9 protein-coding genes are annotated in these 19,207 nt (G+C 74.6%); 6 read left to right on the forward strand and 3 right to left on the reverse strand.

What is annotated here, in order from left to right:
• Positions 1–97 precede the first annotated feature (97 nt).
• From ACIP5K_RS07590 to ACIP5K_RS07600, 3 genes are read left to right on the forward strand one after another with little or no spacing between them, the layout of a single operon-like run.
• Positions 98–1,387: a cation:proton antiporter gene (locus ACIP5K_RS07590; RefSeq protein WP_401406253.1), complete on the forward strand. Its 1,290-nt coding sequence runs from the start codon at positions 98–100 to the stop codon at positions 1,385–1,387.
• Positions 1,384–2,331, forward strand: coding sequence for a TauD/TfdA family dioxygenase (locus ACIP5K_RS07595; RefSeq protein WP_401406256.1), 948 nt, complete (start codon positions 1,384–1,386; stop codon positions 2,329–2,331). Before ACIP5K_RS07590 ends, ACIP5K_RS07595 begins: the two co-directional genes overlap by 4 nt.
• Positions 2,328–3,050, forward strand: coding sequence for a thioesterase II family protein (locus ACIP5K_RS07600; RefSeq protein WP_401406259.1), 723 nt, complete (start codon positions 2,328–2,330; stop codon positions 3,048–3,050). The genes ACIP5K_RS07595 and ACIP5K_RS07600 overlap by 4 nt, the downstream gene beginning before the upstream one ends.
• 802 nt (positions 3,051–3,852) lie before the next feature.
• Here the strand turns inward: ACIP5K_RS07600 and ACIP5K_RS07605 are convergent.
• A complete protein-coding gene (locus ACIP5K_RS07605; RefSeq protein WP_401406262.1) occupies positions 3,853–6,324 on the reverse strand; it encodes an FtsX-like permease family protein in 2,472 nt (823 codons plus the stop codon).
• Entirely contained in the window at positions 6,318–7,058 is a 741-nt protein-coding gene (locus ACIP5K_RS07610; protein WP_401406265.1) for an ABC transporter ATP-binding protein, read from the reverse strand. The genes ACIP5K_RS07605 and ACIP5K_RS07610 overlap by 7 nt, the downstream gene beginning before the upstream one ends.
• A 165-nt stretch (positions 7,059–7,223) precedes the next feature.
• Here ACIP5K_RS07610 and ACIP5K_RS07615 point away from each other — a divergent pair, with 165 nt between their 5' ends.
• Genes ACIP5K_RS07615 through ACIP5K_RS07625 form a run of 3 tightly spaced genes read left to right on the forward strand, consistent with a single transcriptional unit; the run spans position 7,224 to position 9,633 of the window.
• On the forward strand, positions 7,224–7,436 hold the full coding sequence (locus ACIP5K_RS07615) for an MbtH family protein (protein ID WP_401406268.1): 213 nt from the start codon (positions 7,224–7,226) through the stop codon (positions 7,434–7,436).
• The gene (locus ACIP5K_RS07620) at positions 7,433–8,401 is read left to right on the forward strand and encodes an ornithine carbamoyltransferase (RefSeq protein WP_401406271.1); all 969 of its coding nucleotides are present in this window, start codon (positions 7,433–7,435) and stop codon (positions 8,399–8,401) included. Before ACIP5K_RS07615 ends, ACIP5K_RS07620 begins: the two co-directional genes overlap by 4 nt.
• Positions 8,395–9,633 (forward strand): MFS transporter, encoded by a 1,239-nt coding sequence (locus ACIP5K_RS07625; protein ID WP_401406274.1) that lies wholly within the window; start codon positions 8,395–8,397, stop codon positions 9,631–9,633. The genes ACIP5K_RS07620 and ACIP5K_RS07625 overlap by 7 nt, the downstream gene beginning before the upstream one ends.
• A 78-nt stretch (positions 9,634–9,711) precedes the next feature.
• Here ACIP5K_RS07625 and ACIP5K_RS07630 read toward each other — a convergent pair whose 3' ends face one another.
• Entirely contained in the window at positions 9,712–19,179 is a 9,468-nt protein-coding gene (locus tag ACIP5K_RS07630; protein ID WP_401406277.1) for an amino acid adenylation domain-containing protein, read from the reverse strand.
• Positions 19,180–19,207: the final 28 nt, after the last annotated feature.

The following is a 19,207-nucleotide window of genomic DNA, read 5'->3' on the forward strand; positions in this document are numbered from 1 at the left end:
ATAGCAAAACCACCGCGCGACCACCCCGGACGACGGCACCCGAAAGGTATGGCCGGAATATGGATCCGTCATCGCGGGCGACTCGACCCTCGCCCACATGAATATCGCTGTGAACCCCGTGGCGCCCTTGCCCGCGGATCAAGTGCTGACGTTCCTGTTGCAGGCCGGCGCGCTTCTGGGCACCGCGCTGCTCCTCGGGCGGCTCGCCCGCCGGGTCAACCTTCCCGCCATCGTCGGTGAACTCCTGGCCGGCGTGCTCCTCGGCCCCTCCGTGCTCGGCGCGCTCGGCGTCTGGCACGGACCGAGCCCCGACCAGATGCACCTCCTCGACGCCGCGGGGCAGATCGGCGTCCTCCTCCTGGTCGGCCTGTCCGGCTTCGAACTGGACCTGCGCCTGGTCCGCACCCGCGGCGCGACCGCGGCCCGGATCAGCCTCGGCGGCCTGCTCCTCCCGCTCGCCCTGGGCGTGGCGGCGGGGTTCGTCATCCCGCTGTCGCTGCTGTCGGGCGGCGCGGACCGGCCGGTCGTCGCCCTGTTCCTCGGGGTGGCCATGTGCGTGAGCGCGATCCCCGTGATCGCCAAGACGCTCCTCGACATGAACCTGCTGCACCGCAACGTCGGCCAGCTCACCCTGACCGCGTCCGTCATCGACGACGTGTTCGGCTGGCTGCTGCTCTCGGTGGTCTCCGCGATGGCCACGACCGGGCTGCGCGCCGGAACCGTACTGACCTCCGTCCTGGAGATCGCCGCCGTGCTGCTGGTCGCCGCGTTCGTGCTGCGGCCCGTCGCCCGGACCGTGCTGCGCCGCGGGCCCTCCATCGCCCCGGTCACCGTCATCATCCTGCTGGGCGCCGCCGCCACCCAGGCCCTCCACATCGAGGCCGTGTTCGGCGCCTTCGTCTGCGGGGTCGTCATCTCCTCGGTGCTGCCCCGCCCGGAGAGCCTGGCGCCGCTGCGCACCGTCGTCCTGACCGTCCTCGCCCCGCTGTACTTCGCCCTCGCGGGCCTGCGGATGGACCTCACCGCGCTGGGCGACCCCCGGATCGCCCTGACCGCCACGGCCATCCTCGTCCTCGCCATCGCGGGCAAGTTCGTCGGCGCCGGGGTCGGGGCCTCGCTCAGCGGCCTCAACCGCTGGGAGGCACTGGCCTGCGGCGCGGGCATGAACGCCCGCGGGGTGATCGAGGTGATCGTCGCCATGACCGGGCTCCGGCTCGGCGTGCTCAACGGCGCCGCCTACACCGTGATCGTGCTCGTCGCGATCGTCACCTCCCTCATGGCACCACCCCTGCTGCGCAAGTCGATGGACCGCGTCGAGCACACCGCGGAGGAACAGATGCGCCTCAACTGGCCGTCGGCCCCCGAGACCAAGACGGAGATACCGTGAGCGAGCTGCCCCACATCGTCGAAGGGGCGCCCGGCGCCCCGCCCCTGGCCGACTTCGCCGCGCACCACCGCGACGACCTGCGCGACCGGCTGACCCGGCACGGCGCCGTGCTGCTGCGCGGCTTCACCGCCGGACCCGATCTGCTGGCCGGCGTCGACCGCACGGTCCGCGCCTTCGCGGGCGCGCCCCTGGAGTACGCGGAGCAGTCGTCGCCGCGGACGGCCCTGCAAGGCAACATCTACACGTCGACGGACTACCCGCCGGACGAGGAGATCTTCCTGCACAACGAGAACTCCTACCAGGCGTCCTGGCCCGGCGTGCTCTTCTTCACCTGCGTCGAACCGCCGCTCACCCGGGGGGCCACCCCGCTCGCCGACACCCGGCGGATCCTCGCCGCCCTCGACCCTGCCGTCCGCGCCGAGTTCGAGGCGCGCGGCTGGATGGTCGTCCGCAACTACCGGCCGCGCTTCGGCGTCGACTGGCGGGTCTCCTTCGGCACCGACGACCGCGCCGCGGTCGCCCGCCTCTGCGAGAGCCGCGACCTGCGCTGGTCGTGGCAGGACGGCGACGTGCTGCGCACCGAGGGCGTGCGCGGGGCGGTCCACCGGCACCCGGTCACCGGGGAGTCCGTCTGGTTCAACCACATCACCTTCTTCCACAACAGCACGCTGCCGCCCGACGTCCGCGAAGGGCTGCTCGAACTGTTCGGCCCCGACGGCCTGCCCACCAACAGCTACTACGGGGACGGCGGCACCATCCCCGACGACGTCGTCGCCCATCTGCGCGCCTGCTACCGGGCGGCCTCCCGCCGGTTCGACTGGCGGCGCGGGGACGTGCTGATGGTCGACAACATGCTGTCCGCGCACGGCCGGGAGCCGTTCACCGGGCCGCGCAGGATCGCCGTGGCCATGGCCGAGCCGATCGTCCCGGCCGGTCTGCGGTGAGCTGGCTGCGCACCTTCCACAGCCGGCCCCGGGCCCGGGTCCGGCTGGTGTGCCTGCCGTACGCGGGTGGGGGCGCGGGCCTCTACCGCACGCTCGCGCAGCGGCTCGGGCCCGGCATCGAGGTCGTGGCGGTGCAGTACCCCGGTCGGCAGGACCGGCGCGCCGAGGCGCCCGTCGACGACCTAGAGGTGCTCGCCGAGCGGATCGCCCAGGAGCTCAGCCTCCTGGACGGTCCGCCCGTCGCGCTGTTCGGGCACAGTCTGGGCGCCACCGTCGGCTTCGAGGTGGCCCGCCGGATGCTGCCGCGCTTCCCCTCGCCCGTCACCCGGCTGTTCGTCTCGGCGCGGATCGCGCCGGCCGATCACCGGCCCAGCGGGCGGGACTTCCGGGAGGACGCCGTGTTGCGGGCCTGGGCGCGGGGGGCGGGGGACGCCGCGCGGCAGGCTGTCGCCGATCCGGATCTGTGGCAGCTGGCGGCGCCGTCGCTGGCCGCCGATCTGATGATGTCGGAGACCTACGCCGGGCGGGCCGCGTCGAAGGTGACCTGTCCGGTCACCGCGATCGCCGGCAGTCGTGACCGTGGGTGCGGGGTGGTGGAGATGGGGCGGTGGGCCGCGCACACCATCGGGGGGTTCGAGGTCGCCGAGGTGGCGGGCGACCACTATTTCGTCGACACCGCGCCGGACGACCTCTGCGCCCTCATCGAGGCCGCCGTCTGACTCCTCCTCCCCCAGGCGCCGCGAACTCGTCCCCGAACGAGCCCGCGGCGCTTTCCCGTCCCTCCGAACGCCGCCACCCTTCTGGTCGCTTCACCGTCCACGGCCCGGTGGGGCTTCTCGCGCAGTTCCCCGCGCCCCTGGGCGGTTCTTCGGGCGCGGCTTTCGTGGCGGCTGGTCGCGCAGTTCCTCGCGCCCCTAGGTGGTTCCTCGGGTGCGCCACCGTGGTGGCTGGTCGCGCAGTTCCCCGCGCCCCTGGGCAGTTCGTCGTCTGCGGCCCGGTGGCCGCTTCTCGCGCAGTTCCCCGCGCCCCTGAGATGCGCACTGCGTGCGGCATCTCATCGGAGAGGCGCAGGGCCGTCCCGTCCTCCGGGAGAGGCGACGAAGCGCAGCCCCAGGCAGGGCGGCGCGCGCAGCAGGCCTCAGGTGTGGAGGCAAGCGCGGCAGGGCCTCAGACGCGGAGGCACGCGAGGCGCAGCCTCAGGGGGAGGCTGCGCGCAGCGCATGCCTCAGGGGCGCGGGGAACTGCGCGACCAGCCACGACGGTGGCGCGCGTGAGAGAGCACCCCAGGGGCGCGGGGAACGGCGCGAGAAGCCCCACCGGGCCCGCGGACGAGATGCGACCCAGGGGCGCGGGGAACTGCGCGAGACGCGGCCACCGGCCGGTAGGTGACGAACCACCCAGGGGCGCGGGGAACTGCGCGAGAAGCGGCCACCGGGCCGCACCCGAAAGGCCGTCCAGGGCGCGGGAAGCACGCCAGAAGGGGGCGGTGCCGGAGGTCGGCGCCGCCCCCTTGGGGGAAGGTCAGTCTCCCTTGGTGATCAGGTCCAGGAGCCGGCCCCGGAGAAAGAAGCGCGTGGCCACCACAGCCACGCTCACGGCGACGACGGCACAGGCCACCGCCACGGCGAGGATCGACCCCCAGGGCACGACGACGGCGAAGTCACCGGCCAGCTCGGTCAGAGCCAGCCGCTGCCCGCCCACGACGAGCCCGGCGGCGACGGCCCCCAGAACACACCCGGCGACGGCGGCGACCCCGGTCTCGGCGGCGACGTACTTCAGGGTGTCGCCCCGCGTCGCCCCGGACAGATTCAGCGCCGCGAGCTCCCGCCGCCGCCCGGGCGCCGCCATCACCAGGGTGTTGGCGATCGCCAGCAGCGCATAGCCCAGGGCGAGCGCGAAGATGATCAGCGTCGCGAGCCGGGCCTGCTTCTGCTGGCCGGACCGCAGGTCGTCGAGGTAGTCGCCCATGGCGGCGACCTCGACCGGCTGCCCCCGCGTCGCCTTGCGCAACGCCGCCCCGACCGCGGCCACGTCACCGCCCCGGTCCACCGAGACGTCGATCCGGGTCGCCGCGCCGCCGGCGGCGTGGGCGGCGGAGACGTAGCCGGTCTCGCCCAGCACCGAGGGCCCGGTCAGCGCGGCGACCGTGAGGTCCACCGCCGAGCCGTCGGGCAGCCCGGCCCTGACCCTGTCCCCGGCCGCGATGCCGAACTCGCCCGCGGTGTCCGCGTCGAGCACCAGCTGGTCGTCGCCGAACCGGGCGAGCGAACCGTCCGTGACCTTCAGGTTCTGCGTGGCGGACAGCGCCTTCGGATCCACCGCCCAGCTGGACAACGTACCGATGTAGCGGTCCTTCTCGCCGGACAGCCGCAGCTCGCCCGGCGTCAGCGCGGCGACCCGCACACCGTGCAGGCCGAGCACCTCGTCCCGTACCCCGTCGCCGATGGTCGCGCCGTCGTCGGCCACCACCGTGAAGTCCGCCCGGGTCGCCGCCCGCAGCCCCGCACTGCCCGCGTCGCCGGCGGCGAGCGGCGCCGTGAGCAGCGCACCGCCCAGGCCGAGGGCGAGGACCACCGGAGCGGCGACCGACGCGGTGCGGCGGCCGGCGAACAGCGCGCCCTCCCGCACGATCATCGCCCCGGCGCCGAGCCGGCTCAGCGGCCAGGACGCGAGGAACAGCACCGGGCGCAGCAGCAGCGGCGTCAGCAGCGCGCAGCCGCCCACGATCAGCACGGGCACCGGGAAGTAGTTCTGCATGCTCATCGCCGTGAGCGGGCTGTCCACGGCGGAGGCGCTCTTCTGGAGCCCGAGGCCGAGCAGGACCACGCCGAGCACGAGCCGGACCGGCGTCAGCGCGCCGCGCCGCCCGGTCGCCTCGCGCAGCGCCTCGGCGGGCCGCACCCGGCCCGCCTTCCACGACACCGCGACGGTGCCGATCATCGACGACAGCAGGCCGGCGGCGAAGGCGATCACCAGCGGCGGCCAGACGACGTCGATCTCGTACCAGGCCGGCGCGATGTCCTTGTCGATCATGAAGTCCTGGAGCATGGACGCCCCCTGAGTGCCGATCAGGCAGCCCAGGGCCGAGGCGACCACGGCCAGCAGCAGCGCCTCGAACAGCACCATCCGCCGCACCTGTCCGGGCGTCGCCCCGATGGTGCGCAGCAGGGCGAGCTCGCGGCGCCGCTGGTCGACCACGAAGGCGAACGTGGCGATCACCACGAAGATCGCGACGAAGGCCACGATCATCAGCGAGGTCCCCGCCATGCCCTCGGCGTCCCGCAGCTGGTCCCGGCCGCCCTCCTGGTCGGCCTCGGCGAGCAGCCGGTCCGCACCGGTCAGGACGCTGGCCCGGCCGGCCGCCGCCCGCACCTCGGCGGGGGAGGCGTAGGCCACCACGGCCTGCACCCCCGGCGACAGCTTTTTCGCCTCGGCGTCCGTGAAGAACAGCGCGTCCTCGAACCAGACCAGCCGGGTGACGCCGACGACCCGGTAGCCGGTGAAGGCGCCGTCCACGGCCACCCGCACCGTCCGGCCGACCAGCGACGGATCGCCGCCGCCGACCACGATCTCGCCGTCGGCCCGCGGCGCCCGCCCCGATGCGAGGTGGTACGGGGTGAACGCGGCCGTCGACCACGGGTGTCCGACCTGGTCGCCGGGACCGTCCGCGAGACGGGCGGAGAACGACCGGTCCTCGACCGTCCTCCCGGTGCCGGCCAGCGCCTTCACGGTCGCCGCGGGCAGCTCGCCGGGGCGCGCGATCGGGAACTCGCGCGGATCCCCGTCGTCGTCCTTCAGCCGGTAGGTGACCGGCTGGGTCACGACGGCCGGCGCGGCGGCGTACCGCTGCGGACCCGACAGGTCGGTGGAGCCGACGGCCCACAGGGCGAGGGTCATCATCGCGATGATGCCGACGCCCAGGGCGAGCGCGAGGAACGCCCCCGCGTAACTGACCGCGCGGCTGCGCACGGTGGCCAGCGCCAGCCTCACCATGACTGCTCCAGCTTCGTGATGCGCTCGGCGGCCAGCTCGGGCGTCGGCGACTCCAGCAGACCCGCCGGGCGGCCGTCGGCGAGGAAGACGATCTGGTCGGCGTACGAGGCGGCGACCGGATCGTGCGTGACCATGATGATCGTCTGGCCGTCGCGGTCGACCAGCTCGCGCAGCAGCTCCATCACCTGGCGCGAGGACTTGGAGTCGAGCGCGCCGGTCGGCTCGTCGGCGAACAGCACCTTCGGCCCGGTCAGCAGCGCCCGCGCGATCGCGACCCGCTGCTGCTGGCCACCGGACAGCTCGCCGGGGCGGTGCTGCTTGCGCTCGCCCAGACCGAGCCGCTCCAGCGCGGCGTCCACGGCCTTCCGCTTGGGCTTGCGGCCCGCGAGCATCAGGGGCAGCGCCACGTTCTGACGCGCGGTCAGCGCCGGGATGAGGTTGAACGTCTGGAAGACGAAGCCGACGTGGTCGCGGCGCAGCCGGGTCAGCGCCGCCTCGCTCAGTCCGCGCAGCGGCGTGCCGGCCAGTATGACCTCGCCGGAGTCGACCCGGTCGATGCCGGCCGCGCACTGGAGCATGGTCGACTTGCCCGAACCCGAGGGGCCCATCACCGAGGTGAAGACGCCCGCGGGGAAGTCGAGGGTCACCTTGTCGAGGGCCGTGACCCGGTTGTCGCGTTTACCGAACCCTCTGCTGACGGCTTCGAGTCGCACCATCGCCGTTCCCGTATCCATGCCGTCAACGCTAGGAGGGCGATCTATATCCGGCCCATAGTCCGCGCGGCCGGGGCCCGCCGGGCTCGCGGTATCTGGCGAATATGGATCGGTTATGGCGCGCTCCCGAAGCTCTGAAGGGTCCGTGCACACACGCGGACTCCTTGTTCACCGGAGGTGGGAAGAATGCACGCTGAGGAAGCCGACGACCGCCGTTATCTCGTGGTGCTCAACGACGAGGAGCAGTACTCGGTCTGGTGGGCCGACCGGGAACTGCCCGCCGGCTGGCACCCGGAGGGCACCGAGGGCAGCAAGGCCGAGTGCCTGGACCACATCGGCCGGATCTGGACCGACCTGCGGCCCGCGAGCCTGCGCCGCCGGATGGCCGCGGCCCGATGAACACCTCCCGCAGTCTGGTGTCCCTGGAGGACCTGGGCGACGACGACCTGGAGCGGATCGTGCGCCGCGGTGTCGCCCACTCCGCGGGCACCTCCACGCACCGGTCGCCGCTGGCCGGCCAGGTGGTCGGCATCTACTTCGCGATGACCTCGACCAGGACCAGGACCGCGTTCTGGTCGTCGGCGCTGCGGCTCGGCGCCCACGTCATCAACTTCGGCCCCGGCGACCTCCAGACCAACACCGGCGAGGCGTCCTCGGACACCGGCCGGGTCCTGGCGGGCATGCTCGACCTGCTCGTCGCCCGCACCGGCCGGCCCACCGGCGAGCTCGCCCAGTGGGCGGGCCGGCACCGGATGCCCGTGGTCAACGCGATGACCGAGGAGGAGCACCCGACCCAGGCGCTCGCCGATCTCACCACCCTGCGACGGCAGTTCGGCTCGCTCGACGGGCTGCGCGTGCTGTACGTCGGCGAGGGCAACAACACCGCCGCGGCCCTGGCCCTCGCCCTCGGCAGGACCGCCGGGGTCGAACTGGAGCTGCGCACCCCGCCCGGCTACGGCCTGGACCCGGCCGTCCTCGCGACGGCCCGGGACCACGCCCTGCGGCACGGCGCGAAGATCACGGAGCGGCACACGATGGACCCCGCGCCCCGCGGCTTCCACGTCGTGTACACCACGCGCTGGCAGACCACCGGCACCAGCAAGCCCGACGCGGACTGGCGGCGGATCTTCCAGCCGTTCCAGGTCACCCGGGCGCTGTGGCAGGGCAGTCCGGACGCGGTCTTCATGCACGACCTGCCCGCCCACCGGGGCGAGGAGGTCACCGCGGACGTCCTCGACGGGCCGATGAGCATCGCCTTCCAGCAGGCCGAGAACAAGATGCACAGCGCCATGGCCGTCCTCGAATGGTGCCGCGGCGCCGTCGTCGAGGACGGCGCCGCGAACGAGAAGGCATCGCTGTGGTGACCGAGGTCGGTTCCAGCGGCGCGTCGGCCCCGGCCGGCGCGCCGCCGCCGTTGCGGCGCAACCGCGACTTCCTGCTGCTGTGGACCAGCGCGGGCGCCGCCCAGTTCGGGGCGCGCATCAGCGTGATCGCCTATCCGCTGCTGGTCCTGTGGGGCGACGGCACGGCCTCCGACGCCGGTCTCGTCGCGTTCGCCGGACTGCTGCCCATGCTGGTGCTCCAGCTGCCCGCCGGGGTGCTGGTGGACCGCTGGGACCGCCGCCGCCTCATGCAGATCTCCAACGCGGTGGGCCTGCTGGCGATGGCCAGCGTCGTCGCCGCCGTCCTCGCCGACGCGGTGTGGCTGCCGCACATCATCGCGGTCGCCTTCGTCGACGGCTCGGCGACGATCTTCTACCAGCTGGCCGAGCGCACCGCCGTGCGCAACGTCGTGCACGCCGACCACCTGTCCTCCGCGCTCGCCCAGAACGAGGCGCGGGGCCGGGCGGCCGGCCTGCTCGGCCAGCCCATCGGCGGCGCCGCGTTCGCCGCCGCGAGCTGGCTGCCGTTCGGCGCCGTCGCGGCCGGGCACCTGCTGTCCCTCGTCAACCTGAGCCTGGTCCGCACGCCCTTCCAGGAGGAGCGCGCACCGGGCGGACGCGACTGGAAGGAGGAGGTGCGGCAGGGCCTGTCCTGGCTGTGGGGCCAGCGGTTCCTGCGCGCGGCGATCGCGGTGGTGGCGGGCACCAACCTGCTGTTCCAGATCGTCAACATGGCACCGCTCGTGATCATCAAGGCCCAGGGCGGCTCGGCGGCCCAAGTGGGCCTGATCGGGCTCGTGTCGGGGATCGGCGGGGTGGCCGGCGCGCTGTCGGCGAGCAAGCTGATGACCGGCGTCAGCCTGCCGGCCATCCTGATCGGCACCCTGGCGAGCTGGACCGTCCTGGTCCCGGCGGTCGCCCTGACCACGCAGTACTGGGCCATGCTCGCGCTGTTCGCGGCCATGTCCTTCAGCGGCGCCGCGCTCAACGTCGGCGCGGGCGCCTACATGGCGCAACTGGTGCCCGACGAGATCCACGGAAAGGCGATGAGCGCGGTCATGCTGGCCTCCTGGGGCGCCAACTCCCTCGGCGCGCTCGCGGCGGGCTTCCTGCTGGCGGCCTTCAGCACCTTCGCCGTCCTGATGGGGGTCGCCGTGGCCATGCTCCTGTGCACGCTCACCGCCGCCGCCAGCCCCGCGATCCGCAATCCCTGACCGCGACGCACCACCCGCTCGACCGCCACGCACCAGGGCCCGCCTCCCGACCGGGAGGCGGGCCCTGATGTCGTCCCGCTAGGCGATGGCCGTGCAGAGCCGGGCCGCCGTGCGGTACTCGAACACCTCGCGCACCGAGACCCCGACCCCCGCGCGACGCAGGATCTCCGTCGCCCGGTAGGCCCGGATCGAGTCACCGCCGAGGTCGAAGAAGTCGTCCTCGACCCCGACCCCGTCCACCGGGAGGACCGACTGCCAGACGGCCACCACCTGCTCCTCCAGCGGCGTCCGCGGCGCCAGCGGCTCGGCCCGCACGTATGCCTCGGGGCCCGGCGCGGGCAGCCCGAGCCGCCCGGACTTGCCCGCGACCGTCCGCGGCACGCCGTCCACCCGCACGTACGCGACCGGGACCATCGGCTCCGGCAGCACCCGGGCCAGCGCCGCGCGCAGCTGCGCCGGACCCGCGTCCCGGGCCACCACGTACGCCACCAGCTCGCCGTCGACGCCGGCCACGGCGGCGTCGGTGACCAGGCCGGTGGCGAGCAGGGCGGCGCGCACCTCGGCGGGCTCCACCCGGTGGCCGCGGATCTTCAGCTGGTCGTCGAACCGGCCGAGGAACTCCAGCCGGCCGTCGGCCAGCCGCCGCACCCGGTCGCCGGTGCGGAACCAGCGGGCACCCGGCGCGCCCCCCGGATCGGGCACGAACCGTTCGGCCGTGGCCCGCGGATCGCCGCGATAGCCCTCGGCCACCCCGGCCCCGCCGATGTACAGCTCGCCCGGCACCCCGGCGGGGACCGGATGGCCCGCCGCGTCGCGCGGTTCGGCACGCACCCCCCGAAGGGGCCCGCCGATCACGCTGCGGCCGCCGCCGGCGATGTCCCCGGCGGTGATCCGGTGCGCCGTCGCGTACACGGTGGTCTCCGTCGGCCCGTACACGTTGAACAGCGCCGTACGCTCCAACAGGTCCCGCCAGGGCGCCAGTTCGGTGGCGTCGAGCCGCTCCCCGGCCAGCAGCACCGTCCGCAGCCCCGGCCGGGCGCCCTGCGCCACGAGACCGGTCAGGCCGCGCAGGGCCGTCGGGGTCTGGCACAGCACGCTCACCCCGTGCTCGGTGATCGTGGCGAGCAGTTCGCGCGGCGAGCGGGTGCTCTCGCGGTCCGGGACGACCAGCGTGCCGCCCGAGACCAGCGCCCCGAAGATCTCGAACACCGAGACGTCGAAGGCGGGGGAGTGGGCCAGCGCCCACACCTCGCCCGGGCCGACGCCGAGCCGCTCCAGGGTCGCCGTCACGACGGCGACGGCCTGGGCGTGCCCGACCGCGACCCCCCGGGGCCGCCCGGTCGAACCGGACGTGTGGACGAGGTACGCCGGTCCGTCGGCCGGCGCCGGGGACAGGGCCACCGCCGCGGCGTCGTCGCCCTCGACCGGTACGCCGACCGTGCCGGGCAGCGCGAGCCCCGCTCCGGTCACCACGCACCGCACGTCCGCGTCGGCCGCGTACCCGGTGAGCCGGCCGGCCGGCAGCGCCGGGTCGAGCGGCAGATAGGCGGCGCCCGCCTTCAGGACGCCGAGCAGCGCGACGACGAGATCGGCGCAGCGCCCCACGTGCACGCCGACCCGGTCGCCGGGCCGGACCCCGCGGGCGGCCAGCCGCCGGGCCAGCCGGTCCGCGCGCCGGTCCAGCTCCTCGTAGGACAGGGTGACCGGCCCGGACACGACGGCGGTGGCGTGCGGGGTGCGCGCCGCCTGCTCCCCGACCAGCTGGTGCAGCGTCGCCGTCACCGGGGCCGCGGCGTCGGCCGGCGGCTCGGGCGCGGGGTCGGGCAGGACCGGGCCGCGGGCGTCGCCCTCCGGGTCGGCGGCCATCGCCTCCAGCACGCGGCGCAGCATCCGCCCGATCAGCTCCGCCTCGGCGCGGGACACCGTCCGCGCGTCGTGGCTGAGCCCGAGCCGGTCGGGACGGGCGATCACATTGAGGCCGAACTCGGTGCGCACACTGCCGCCACGGCCCGCCGCGACATCGACCACGTCCGTGTCCACCTGGTGGAAGTCCACGAAGTTGAAGATCGTGTCGATCAGCCGGCCCGCGCTCCAGCCGCGCTGGAGCGCCGACATCGGATAGCGCCGGTGCGGCCACAGCTCGACCTCGCGCCGGAACACCGACCCGACCAGCTCCCGCCAGGTCGCGGCCTGCCGGTCCACGGGGAACGGCACGGTGTTGAGGAACATGCCGTGCACCCGGTCGGCGCCGATCCGCTCCGGCCGGGTGTCGCAGACCAGCCCGACATGGACGTCGCGCTCCTCGGTGAGCGCCCCCATGACCTTGCCGAACGCCGCGAGGAGCACGCTCTTCACGGACGCCTGGGCGCCCGCGGCGAGTTCCCTGAGCGCGGGCTGGAGGTCCGCGAGGCCGACGACGACGTCACCGGCGTCCGCCGGCTCGTCCGCGCCGCCCCAGCTGTCGGGGAAGGCGAACGGGGTGCGGCCCGCCAGGACCCCGTCCCAGTAGGCGCGGTCCTCCCGCGAGGTGAGGGAGGCCCGTTCCTCCGCGACGAAGTCGGCGAACCGGACGGCGGGCGGCCGGTGCGGCTCGGGCTCCAGACCGTCCCGCAGCCGCCGGTAGCAGGCCACCAGCTCCATCAGCAGCTGGTGGTAGGTCCAGCCCTCGGTGATCAGATGCGCCTGGGTGAAGACGACGGTCCAGTGCGCGTCCGGTTCGAGCAGCACGGTCATCCGCATCAGCGGCGCCCTCGCGAGGTCGAACAGGTCGCCCCGCCCGGCCATCGCGCGCACCGCGGCCTCGATCCCGGCCGCGGTCTCCGCGCGCAGGTCGCGCACCTCCACCGGGATGCGCGCCCGCTCGTGGACGCAGCTCATCGGCACCGAGTACCCGGTCAGGTGCAGCGAGGTCCTGAGCATCTCGTGCCGTGCCGTCAGCTCGTCGACGGCACGGCGGAACGCCTCCGCGTCGAAGGGCGCCCCGTCCTTGATCCGGAACGAGGTGACGTCGTGATAGCTGTCGCGGCCGTCCCCGGAGAGCATCTCCACGGCCATGCCGATCTGGTTCTGCGCCAGCGGATAGGCGTCGGCCAGACCGTCCGGCAGCAGCGCCCGGTCCTCGGCGGACACCAGCGCGAACGGCGCGACGACCTGCTGGAGCGCCGCGTCCAGCAGCGGCCGTTCCGCCAGGACGGCGCAGAGCGCGGCGACGGTCCGCAGCTGGAAGATGTCGCGCACCGTCACGTCAAGACCCTCGGCGCGCAGCACACCGGCGACGGTGACCGCCCGGATCGAGTCGCCGCCCAGGTCGAAGAAGGCGTCCTCCACCCCGATCCGGCCGACCGGCAGCGCGTCCTGCCACGCCGCGGCCACCCGCCGCTCCAGGGCGGTGCGCGGCGCGACGTGCGCGGCCCGAGCGAACGCCGACGAGCCGGGCTCCGGCAGCGCCTTGCGGTCGACCTTGCCGTTCGCGGTCAGCGGTACGCCGTCCAGCGCGACGAACGCGGCCGGGATCATGTACTCGGGCAGCGTGGGGGCCAGCGCCGCCTTGAGCGCCGCCGGGTCGACCGCGGTGTCCCCGGCCGGCCCGTCCTCCGGGCCGGCGACCACATAGCCGACCGGCTGGCCCGCCCGGACCGCCACGACGGCCTGGCGCACCAGGCCCGTCGCGACCAACGCGGCCTCGATCTCGCCCAGTTCGACCCGGTGCCCGCGGATCTTCACCTGGTCGTCGATCCGGCCGAGGTACTCCAGGCTGCCGTCGGGCCGCCAGCGGGCCAGGTCACCGGTCCGGTAGAGCCGGTCGCCCGGGCGCCCGCCGAACGGGTCGGGCACGAACCGCTCGGCGGTCAGCGCCGGCCGGCCGCCGTACCCGCGGGCGACCCCGACACCGCCCGCGTACAGCTCGCCCGCGATGCCCGCGGGCAGGGGGCGCAGCTCGCCGTCGAGGACGTACAGCTCGGTGTTGCGGACCACCGTGCCGATGGGGACGCGCTGCACGGGGGCGTCCGCCACCGTCAGCACCGCGTGCGTGATGTCGTCCGAGCACTCGGTCGGCCCGTACGCGTTCACCAGCGGGATGCCGGGGAACCGCGCGAACCAGCGGGTGCACAGGTCCGCGGGCAACTCCTCGCCCGTGACCACGAGATGCCGCAGCGGCGCCAGCGGGGGCGCACCGGCGCCCAGGTCCCACAGGTCGAGGGCGGCCCGCAGCAGCGAGGGCACCACTTCGAGCACCGTGACGCCCTCCGCGTCGACCAGCCCGAACAGGGCCTTCGGGTCGAGGGCGAGGGAACGGCCGGCGACCCGGGTGCGGCCGCCCGTCACCAGCGCCGCGAGCATCTGCCACACGGAGATGTCGAAGCCCTGCGAGGCGTTCTGCACGATCGTGTCGGCGGCCGTCAGACCGAGGTCCTCGGCCTTGGCCAGCAGGTGGTTGCCCATGCCGCGCCGGTGCACGAGAACACCCTTGGGCAGGCCGGTGGAGCCCGAGGTGTAGATGACGTACGCGAGCTGGGCGGGATCGGCGCCGCCGCCGTCGAGCACCGGCCCCGCGTCGGGCCCGGCCGCCTCCACGACGGTGTCCGCGCGCAGGCCGTCCGGGGCGCCGCGGCCCCGCACCAGCAGCCGGGCCCCCGAGTCGTCGAGCATGTACGCCAGCCGGTCCGCGGGCAGTTCGGGATCGAGCGGCACATAGGCCCCGCCCGCCCTGAGCACCGCGAGGACCGCCACGACCAGCTCCGCCGAGCGCTCCATGCACAGCGCGACCACCGTGTCCGGGCCGACGCCCAGGCCGGCGAGCCGGTGCGCGAGGCGGCCCGCGCGCTCGTCCAGCTCCCGGTACGTCAGCGTGTCCGCGCCGTCCGTCAGGGCCACCGCGTCCGGGGTCCGCCGGGCGAAGCCGGCGACCTTTCCGGGCACGTCCAGGGTGAGCGGGGCCCGCACCTTCGTGGTCCACGCGGTGAGCTGCTCCCACTCGCCCTCGGGCAGCCGGATCGCCCGGGCGTCGCCCTCCGGGTCGGCGGCCATCGCCTCCAGGACGGCCCGGAACATCCCGGCGACCCGGTCGGCGTTGTGCGCGTCGACGAAGCGCGGGTCGGCCGTCACCCAGATGTGGCCCACCCGGGAGGAGACCGTCAGCGGGAACTCGGTCGGACTGTCGTCGGTCCCGGCCATCCCGACCAGATCGGTGTCGACCTGCCGGAAGTCCTGGTAGTTGAAGTACACGTTGACCAGGCGCTGGCGCCCCGGCACGTCCCGCTGGATCTCCGCGAGCGGGAAGCGGCGGTGCGGCCACAGCTCCACCTCCCGCTCGAAGGTGCGCCGGACCAGGTCGCGCCAGGTCCCCGCGGACCGCTCGACCGGGAACGGCAGCGTGTTCAGGTACATGCCGTAGACCCGGTCGGCGCCGACCGCCTCCGGGCGCGCGTCGCAGATCAGACCGGTGTGGAAGGCGGCCTCGTCGGTGAGCTGGCTCATCACCTTCGTGTACGCGGCGACCATGACGCTCTTCAGCGACGCGTCGGCCGCCGAGGCGAGCCGGCGCAGCCCCGCCTCCAGGTGGGACCAGGGGGTGCGGCGCACCAGATAGCGCGAGCCGGCCGGCAGCGCCGGATCGCCCCAGCCCGCGGGCACCCGCATCGGCGCGTGGGCGCCGGTGACGCCCTTCCAGTACGCGCGGTCCTCGTCCGAGGCGACCGAGGCGAGTTCGGCGGCGATGAAGTCCGCGAACCGCACGGCGGGCCGCTCGAACGGCGCGGGCGCCCGGCCGTCCCGCAGCCGGTCGTAGAGGTCGAGCAGCTCCATGATCAGGGTGTGGTGGCCCCACCCTTCGAGGATCGGGTGGCACTCGGTGATCGACAGCCAGTACCCGCCGTCGTCCGTGACGTGGGCGAACACCCTCATCAGGGCCGGGGTGTCGAGGTCGAAGAGGTGGGCGCGGTCGCGGGCGGCGAACGCGGCCAGCGCCCGCTGGACGTCCTCCTCCGCCGGCGGGCCGTCCGCCGAGAGCACCTCCATGTCCACCGGCATCACCGCCTGCGCGTGCACGACCTGCATCGGGACCGAGAACCCGGACAGATGCAGCGAGGTGCGCAGGATCTCGTGCCGCGCCACCGCGATCCGGGCCGCCTCGCGCCACGCGGACAGCGAGAACGGCTTGGGGTCCTTGATCCGGAACGAGGTGACGTTGTGATAACTGTTCTGGTCGTCCGCGAGCATCTCGACGAGCATGCCGATCTGGTTCTGCGACAGCGGATACGCGTCGGCGGCGCCCGCCGGCAGCCGCTCCCGGTCCTCGTCCGAGATCAGCGCGAACGGCGCGACCCCCTCGTCCGACCCCGTCAACTCCGGCCGCTGCGACAGCAGTGCGCACAGCTCGGCGACCGTGTGATGGGCGAACACGTCGCGGACCGAGACGTCGAAGCCCGCCGTGCGCAGCGCGCCGACCAGCGCGACCGCCCGGATCGAGTCGCCGCCGAGGTCGAAGAAGCTGTCGTGGACACCGACCTCGCCGGCCTCCAGCACCCGCGTCCACACCGCGGCGATCCGCTCCTCCAGCGGGGTGCGCGGCGCCGTCCTGGCCGTGCCCTCGTCCAGGCCGGGAGCGGGCAGCGCCGCGACGTCCAGCTTGCCGTTCGCGGTGAGCGGGATCCGCTCCAGCGCCTGGAACGTGCCGGGGATCATGTACGCGGGCAGCGACAGCGCCAGCCAGGCGCGCGCCGCACCGGGCTCCAGCTCCCCCTCCGCGCCCACGTAGTACGCGGCGAGCCGGCCGTCCACGGCCAGCACCCGCGCCTCGGTGACCGCGGGATGCGCGGCGAGCGCGGCCTCGACCTCGGCGGGCTCGACCCGGTAGCCGCGGATCTTGAGCTGGCGGTCGACGCGCCCCGCGAACTCGACGGTGCCGTCCGCCAGGACCCGGCCCAGGTCGCCGGTGCGGTACAGCCGGGAGCCGGGCGGGCCGTACGGGTCGGGCAGGAAGACGCCGGCGGTCGCCCCGGGCCGGCCCGCATAGCCGCGGGCCACCCCGGCGCCGCCGACGCAGACCTCGCCGACGACACCGGGCGGCACCGGCGAGAGGGTCTCGTCCAGGACGTACATGGTGGTGCCGGGGATGGGCCGCCCGATCGGCACGACCTCGCGCTGCGGGCCGCTCACCGCGTGCGTGGAGTTGCCCACGGTGATCTCGGTGGGGCCGTATTCGTTGATCAGCCGCCCCGCGCCGAGGAGGGCGCCCCAGCGCTCGGCGGTCGGCCCGAGCAGCGCGTCGCCTCCCGTGACGACGGTGTGCGCCAGGCCCGCGATGTCGGCGTCGGCCAGCTGGTGGCCCAGCAGTTCGAGGTGGCCCGGGGTGAGCTTCACGAACGCGTAGGGGGCGCCCCCGCTCAGCAGCGCGCCGAGATCGGCGAGGTCCAGGTCCTGCGGCAGCATGTGCACCGGCCGCCCCGCGAGCAGCGGCCCGAACAGCACCGGGACGACGACGTCGGAGGAGACGGTGGAGAACAGCGGGGCGCCCGCGCCCGCGGGCCCGCCGACGTACGCGGCCCGCACCCAGTCGAGGTGGACGGCCAGCGAGGCGTGCGAGATCTGCACCCCCTTGGGGCGGCCCGTCGAACCGGAGGTGTGGATGACGTACGCCAGCGCGTCCGGCGCGGGCAGCACCCGCGGACCGGGGCCGTCGGCGTCCCGCGGGTCGGCCTCGTCCACCACCACGACGGTGCCGGAGAAGACCTCGGCCAGCCGGGCCGCGCGGGCCCGGTCGGTGACGGCGACCCGCGCCCCGGCGTCGGCGAGCAGCGCCGCCCACCGCTCCGCCGGGAAGTCCGGATCCAGCGGCAGGTAGGCGCCACCGGCCCGCCAGGTGCCCAGGAAGGCGGCGAGCAGATCCGGCCCCCGATCCAGCAGCACGCCGACGACCGACTCCACGCCCACCCCGGCGCGCGCCAGCCGCCCGGCGACGAGCCCGGCACGGTCGTCGAGCTCCTGGAAGGTGGCGGTGCCCGCACCGGTGACGGCGGGGGCTTTTGGGGTGGCCGCGACCTGCTCGGTGAAGCGTTCGAGGGCGGAGCGGTACGGCGCGGCGGCCGCGCCCCGGCCCGCGGCGAGGAACCGGTCCCGCTCGGCGTCGTCGAGGAGCGGCACGGCGGACAGCGGCCGGCCGGGGTCCGCGGTGAGCCGGTCCAGGAGCCGCACGAGGTGACGGCCCATCGCCTCCACCGTCCCGCGGTCGAACAGGTCGGTGGCGTAGATCAGCCGCCCCGCGAAACCGTCCTCGCGCGCGTCCCGCACCTGGAGTTCGAGGTCGCAGCGCGCCGTGCCGCCGTCGGCGAGGAACGGCTCGGCCGTGATCCCGGGCAGCCCGGGATCCGCGCCGCCGGCCTCGTGCAGGGTGAACACCGCCTGGTAGAGCGGCGTACGCGACAGATCGCGCTCCGGCTCGACCTCGGCGACCACCCTGGCGAACGGCACCGCCTGGTTGTCGAACGCGTCAAGTCCGGTCGTCCGGGCCCGGGCGACGAGCGCGGCGAACGAGTCGTCGGCGGCCCACTCGCCCTTCATCACGAGCGTGTTGACGCCGTAGCCGACCATGCCCTGCAACTCCGGCCGGGTGCGCCCGGAGACGACGGTGCCGACCGCCACCTCCCGGCGGCCCGCGTACCGGCCGAGCAGCAGCTGGTAGGCGGCGAGCAGCACGGTGAAGACCGTGGTGTCCTGCGCGTCGGCGACGGCCCTGACCCGCTCGGCGAGCCCGGCCGGGAAGACCAGGCCGACCTCGGCCCCCTCGTGGCCGCGCACCGCGGGACGCGGCCGGTCGAAGGGCAGCTCCAGCGGCTGCGTGCCGGTCAGCCGCGCCTTCCAGTACGCGAGCTGCCGCGCGAACCGGTCACCGGCGGCCTGCTCGCGCTGCCAGGCCGCGAAGTCGGCGTACTGCACCGCGGGAGCGGCCAGCGGCAGCGGCTGCCCGGCGGCGAACGCCGCGTAGATCTCGGCCAGTTCGGACATCAGGATGCCGGTCGACCAGGCGTCGCAGGCGATGTGGTGGGACAGCAGCAGCAGGACGTGGTCATCGGCCGCGATCCGGACCAGCAGAGCCCGGGTCGGCCAGTCGCGCGCCAGGTCGAAGGGGCGGGCGCAGGCCTGCCGCACCGCGGCGCGGGCACCCTCCTCGTCCGCCTCGGCCACCGCGAGGGTGCCCGCGCGCGGCGGGTCGACGAGCTGCTCGGGCTCCGCGCCGTCCAGCACGTGCCGGGTCCGCAGGATCTCGTGCCGCTCGACCAGCGCGTCCCAGGCCCGCCCGAACACGTCCGCGTCGAGCGCCCCGCGCAGCCGGAGCGAGACCGGGACCAGGTACTCGGTGCTCCCCGGGTCGAGCCGGCTGAGGAACCACATCTGCTCCTGTCCGAACGACAACGGCAGCGGGCCGGACCGGTCGGCGGGCCGGATGACCGCCCGCGCCCGCCGCCCCCCTCCGGCCAGCCGCTGACGCAGCAGTCGCGCGCGCACATCGTCCTCGGGCGGCGCCATCACGGAATCTCTCGGGGTCATCTCGGCCTCTCCCAGTCAAGGATCCATA

Origin of the sequence: Streptomyces sp. NPDC088785 (genome assembly GCF_044750685.1) — a bacterium.
Taxonomy (GTDB): domain Bacteria; phylum Actinomycetota; class Actinomycetes; order Streptomycetales; family Streptomycetaceae; genus Streptomyces.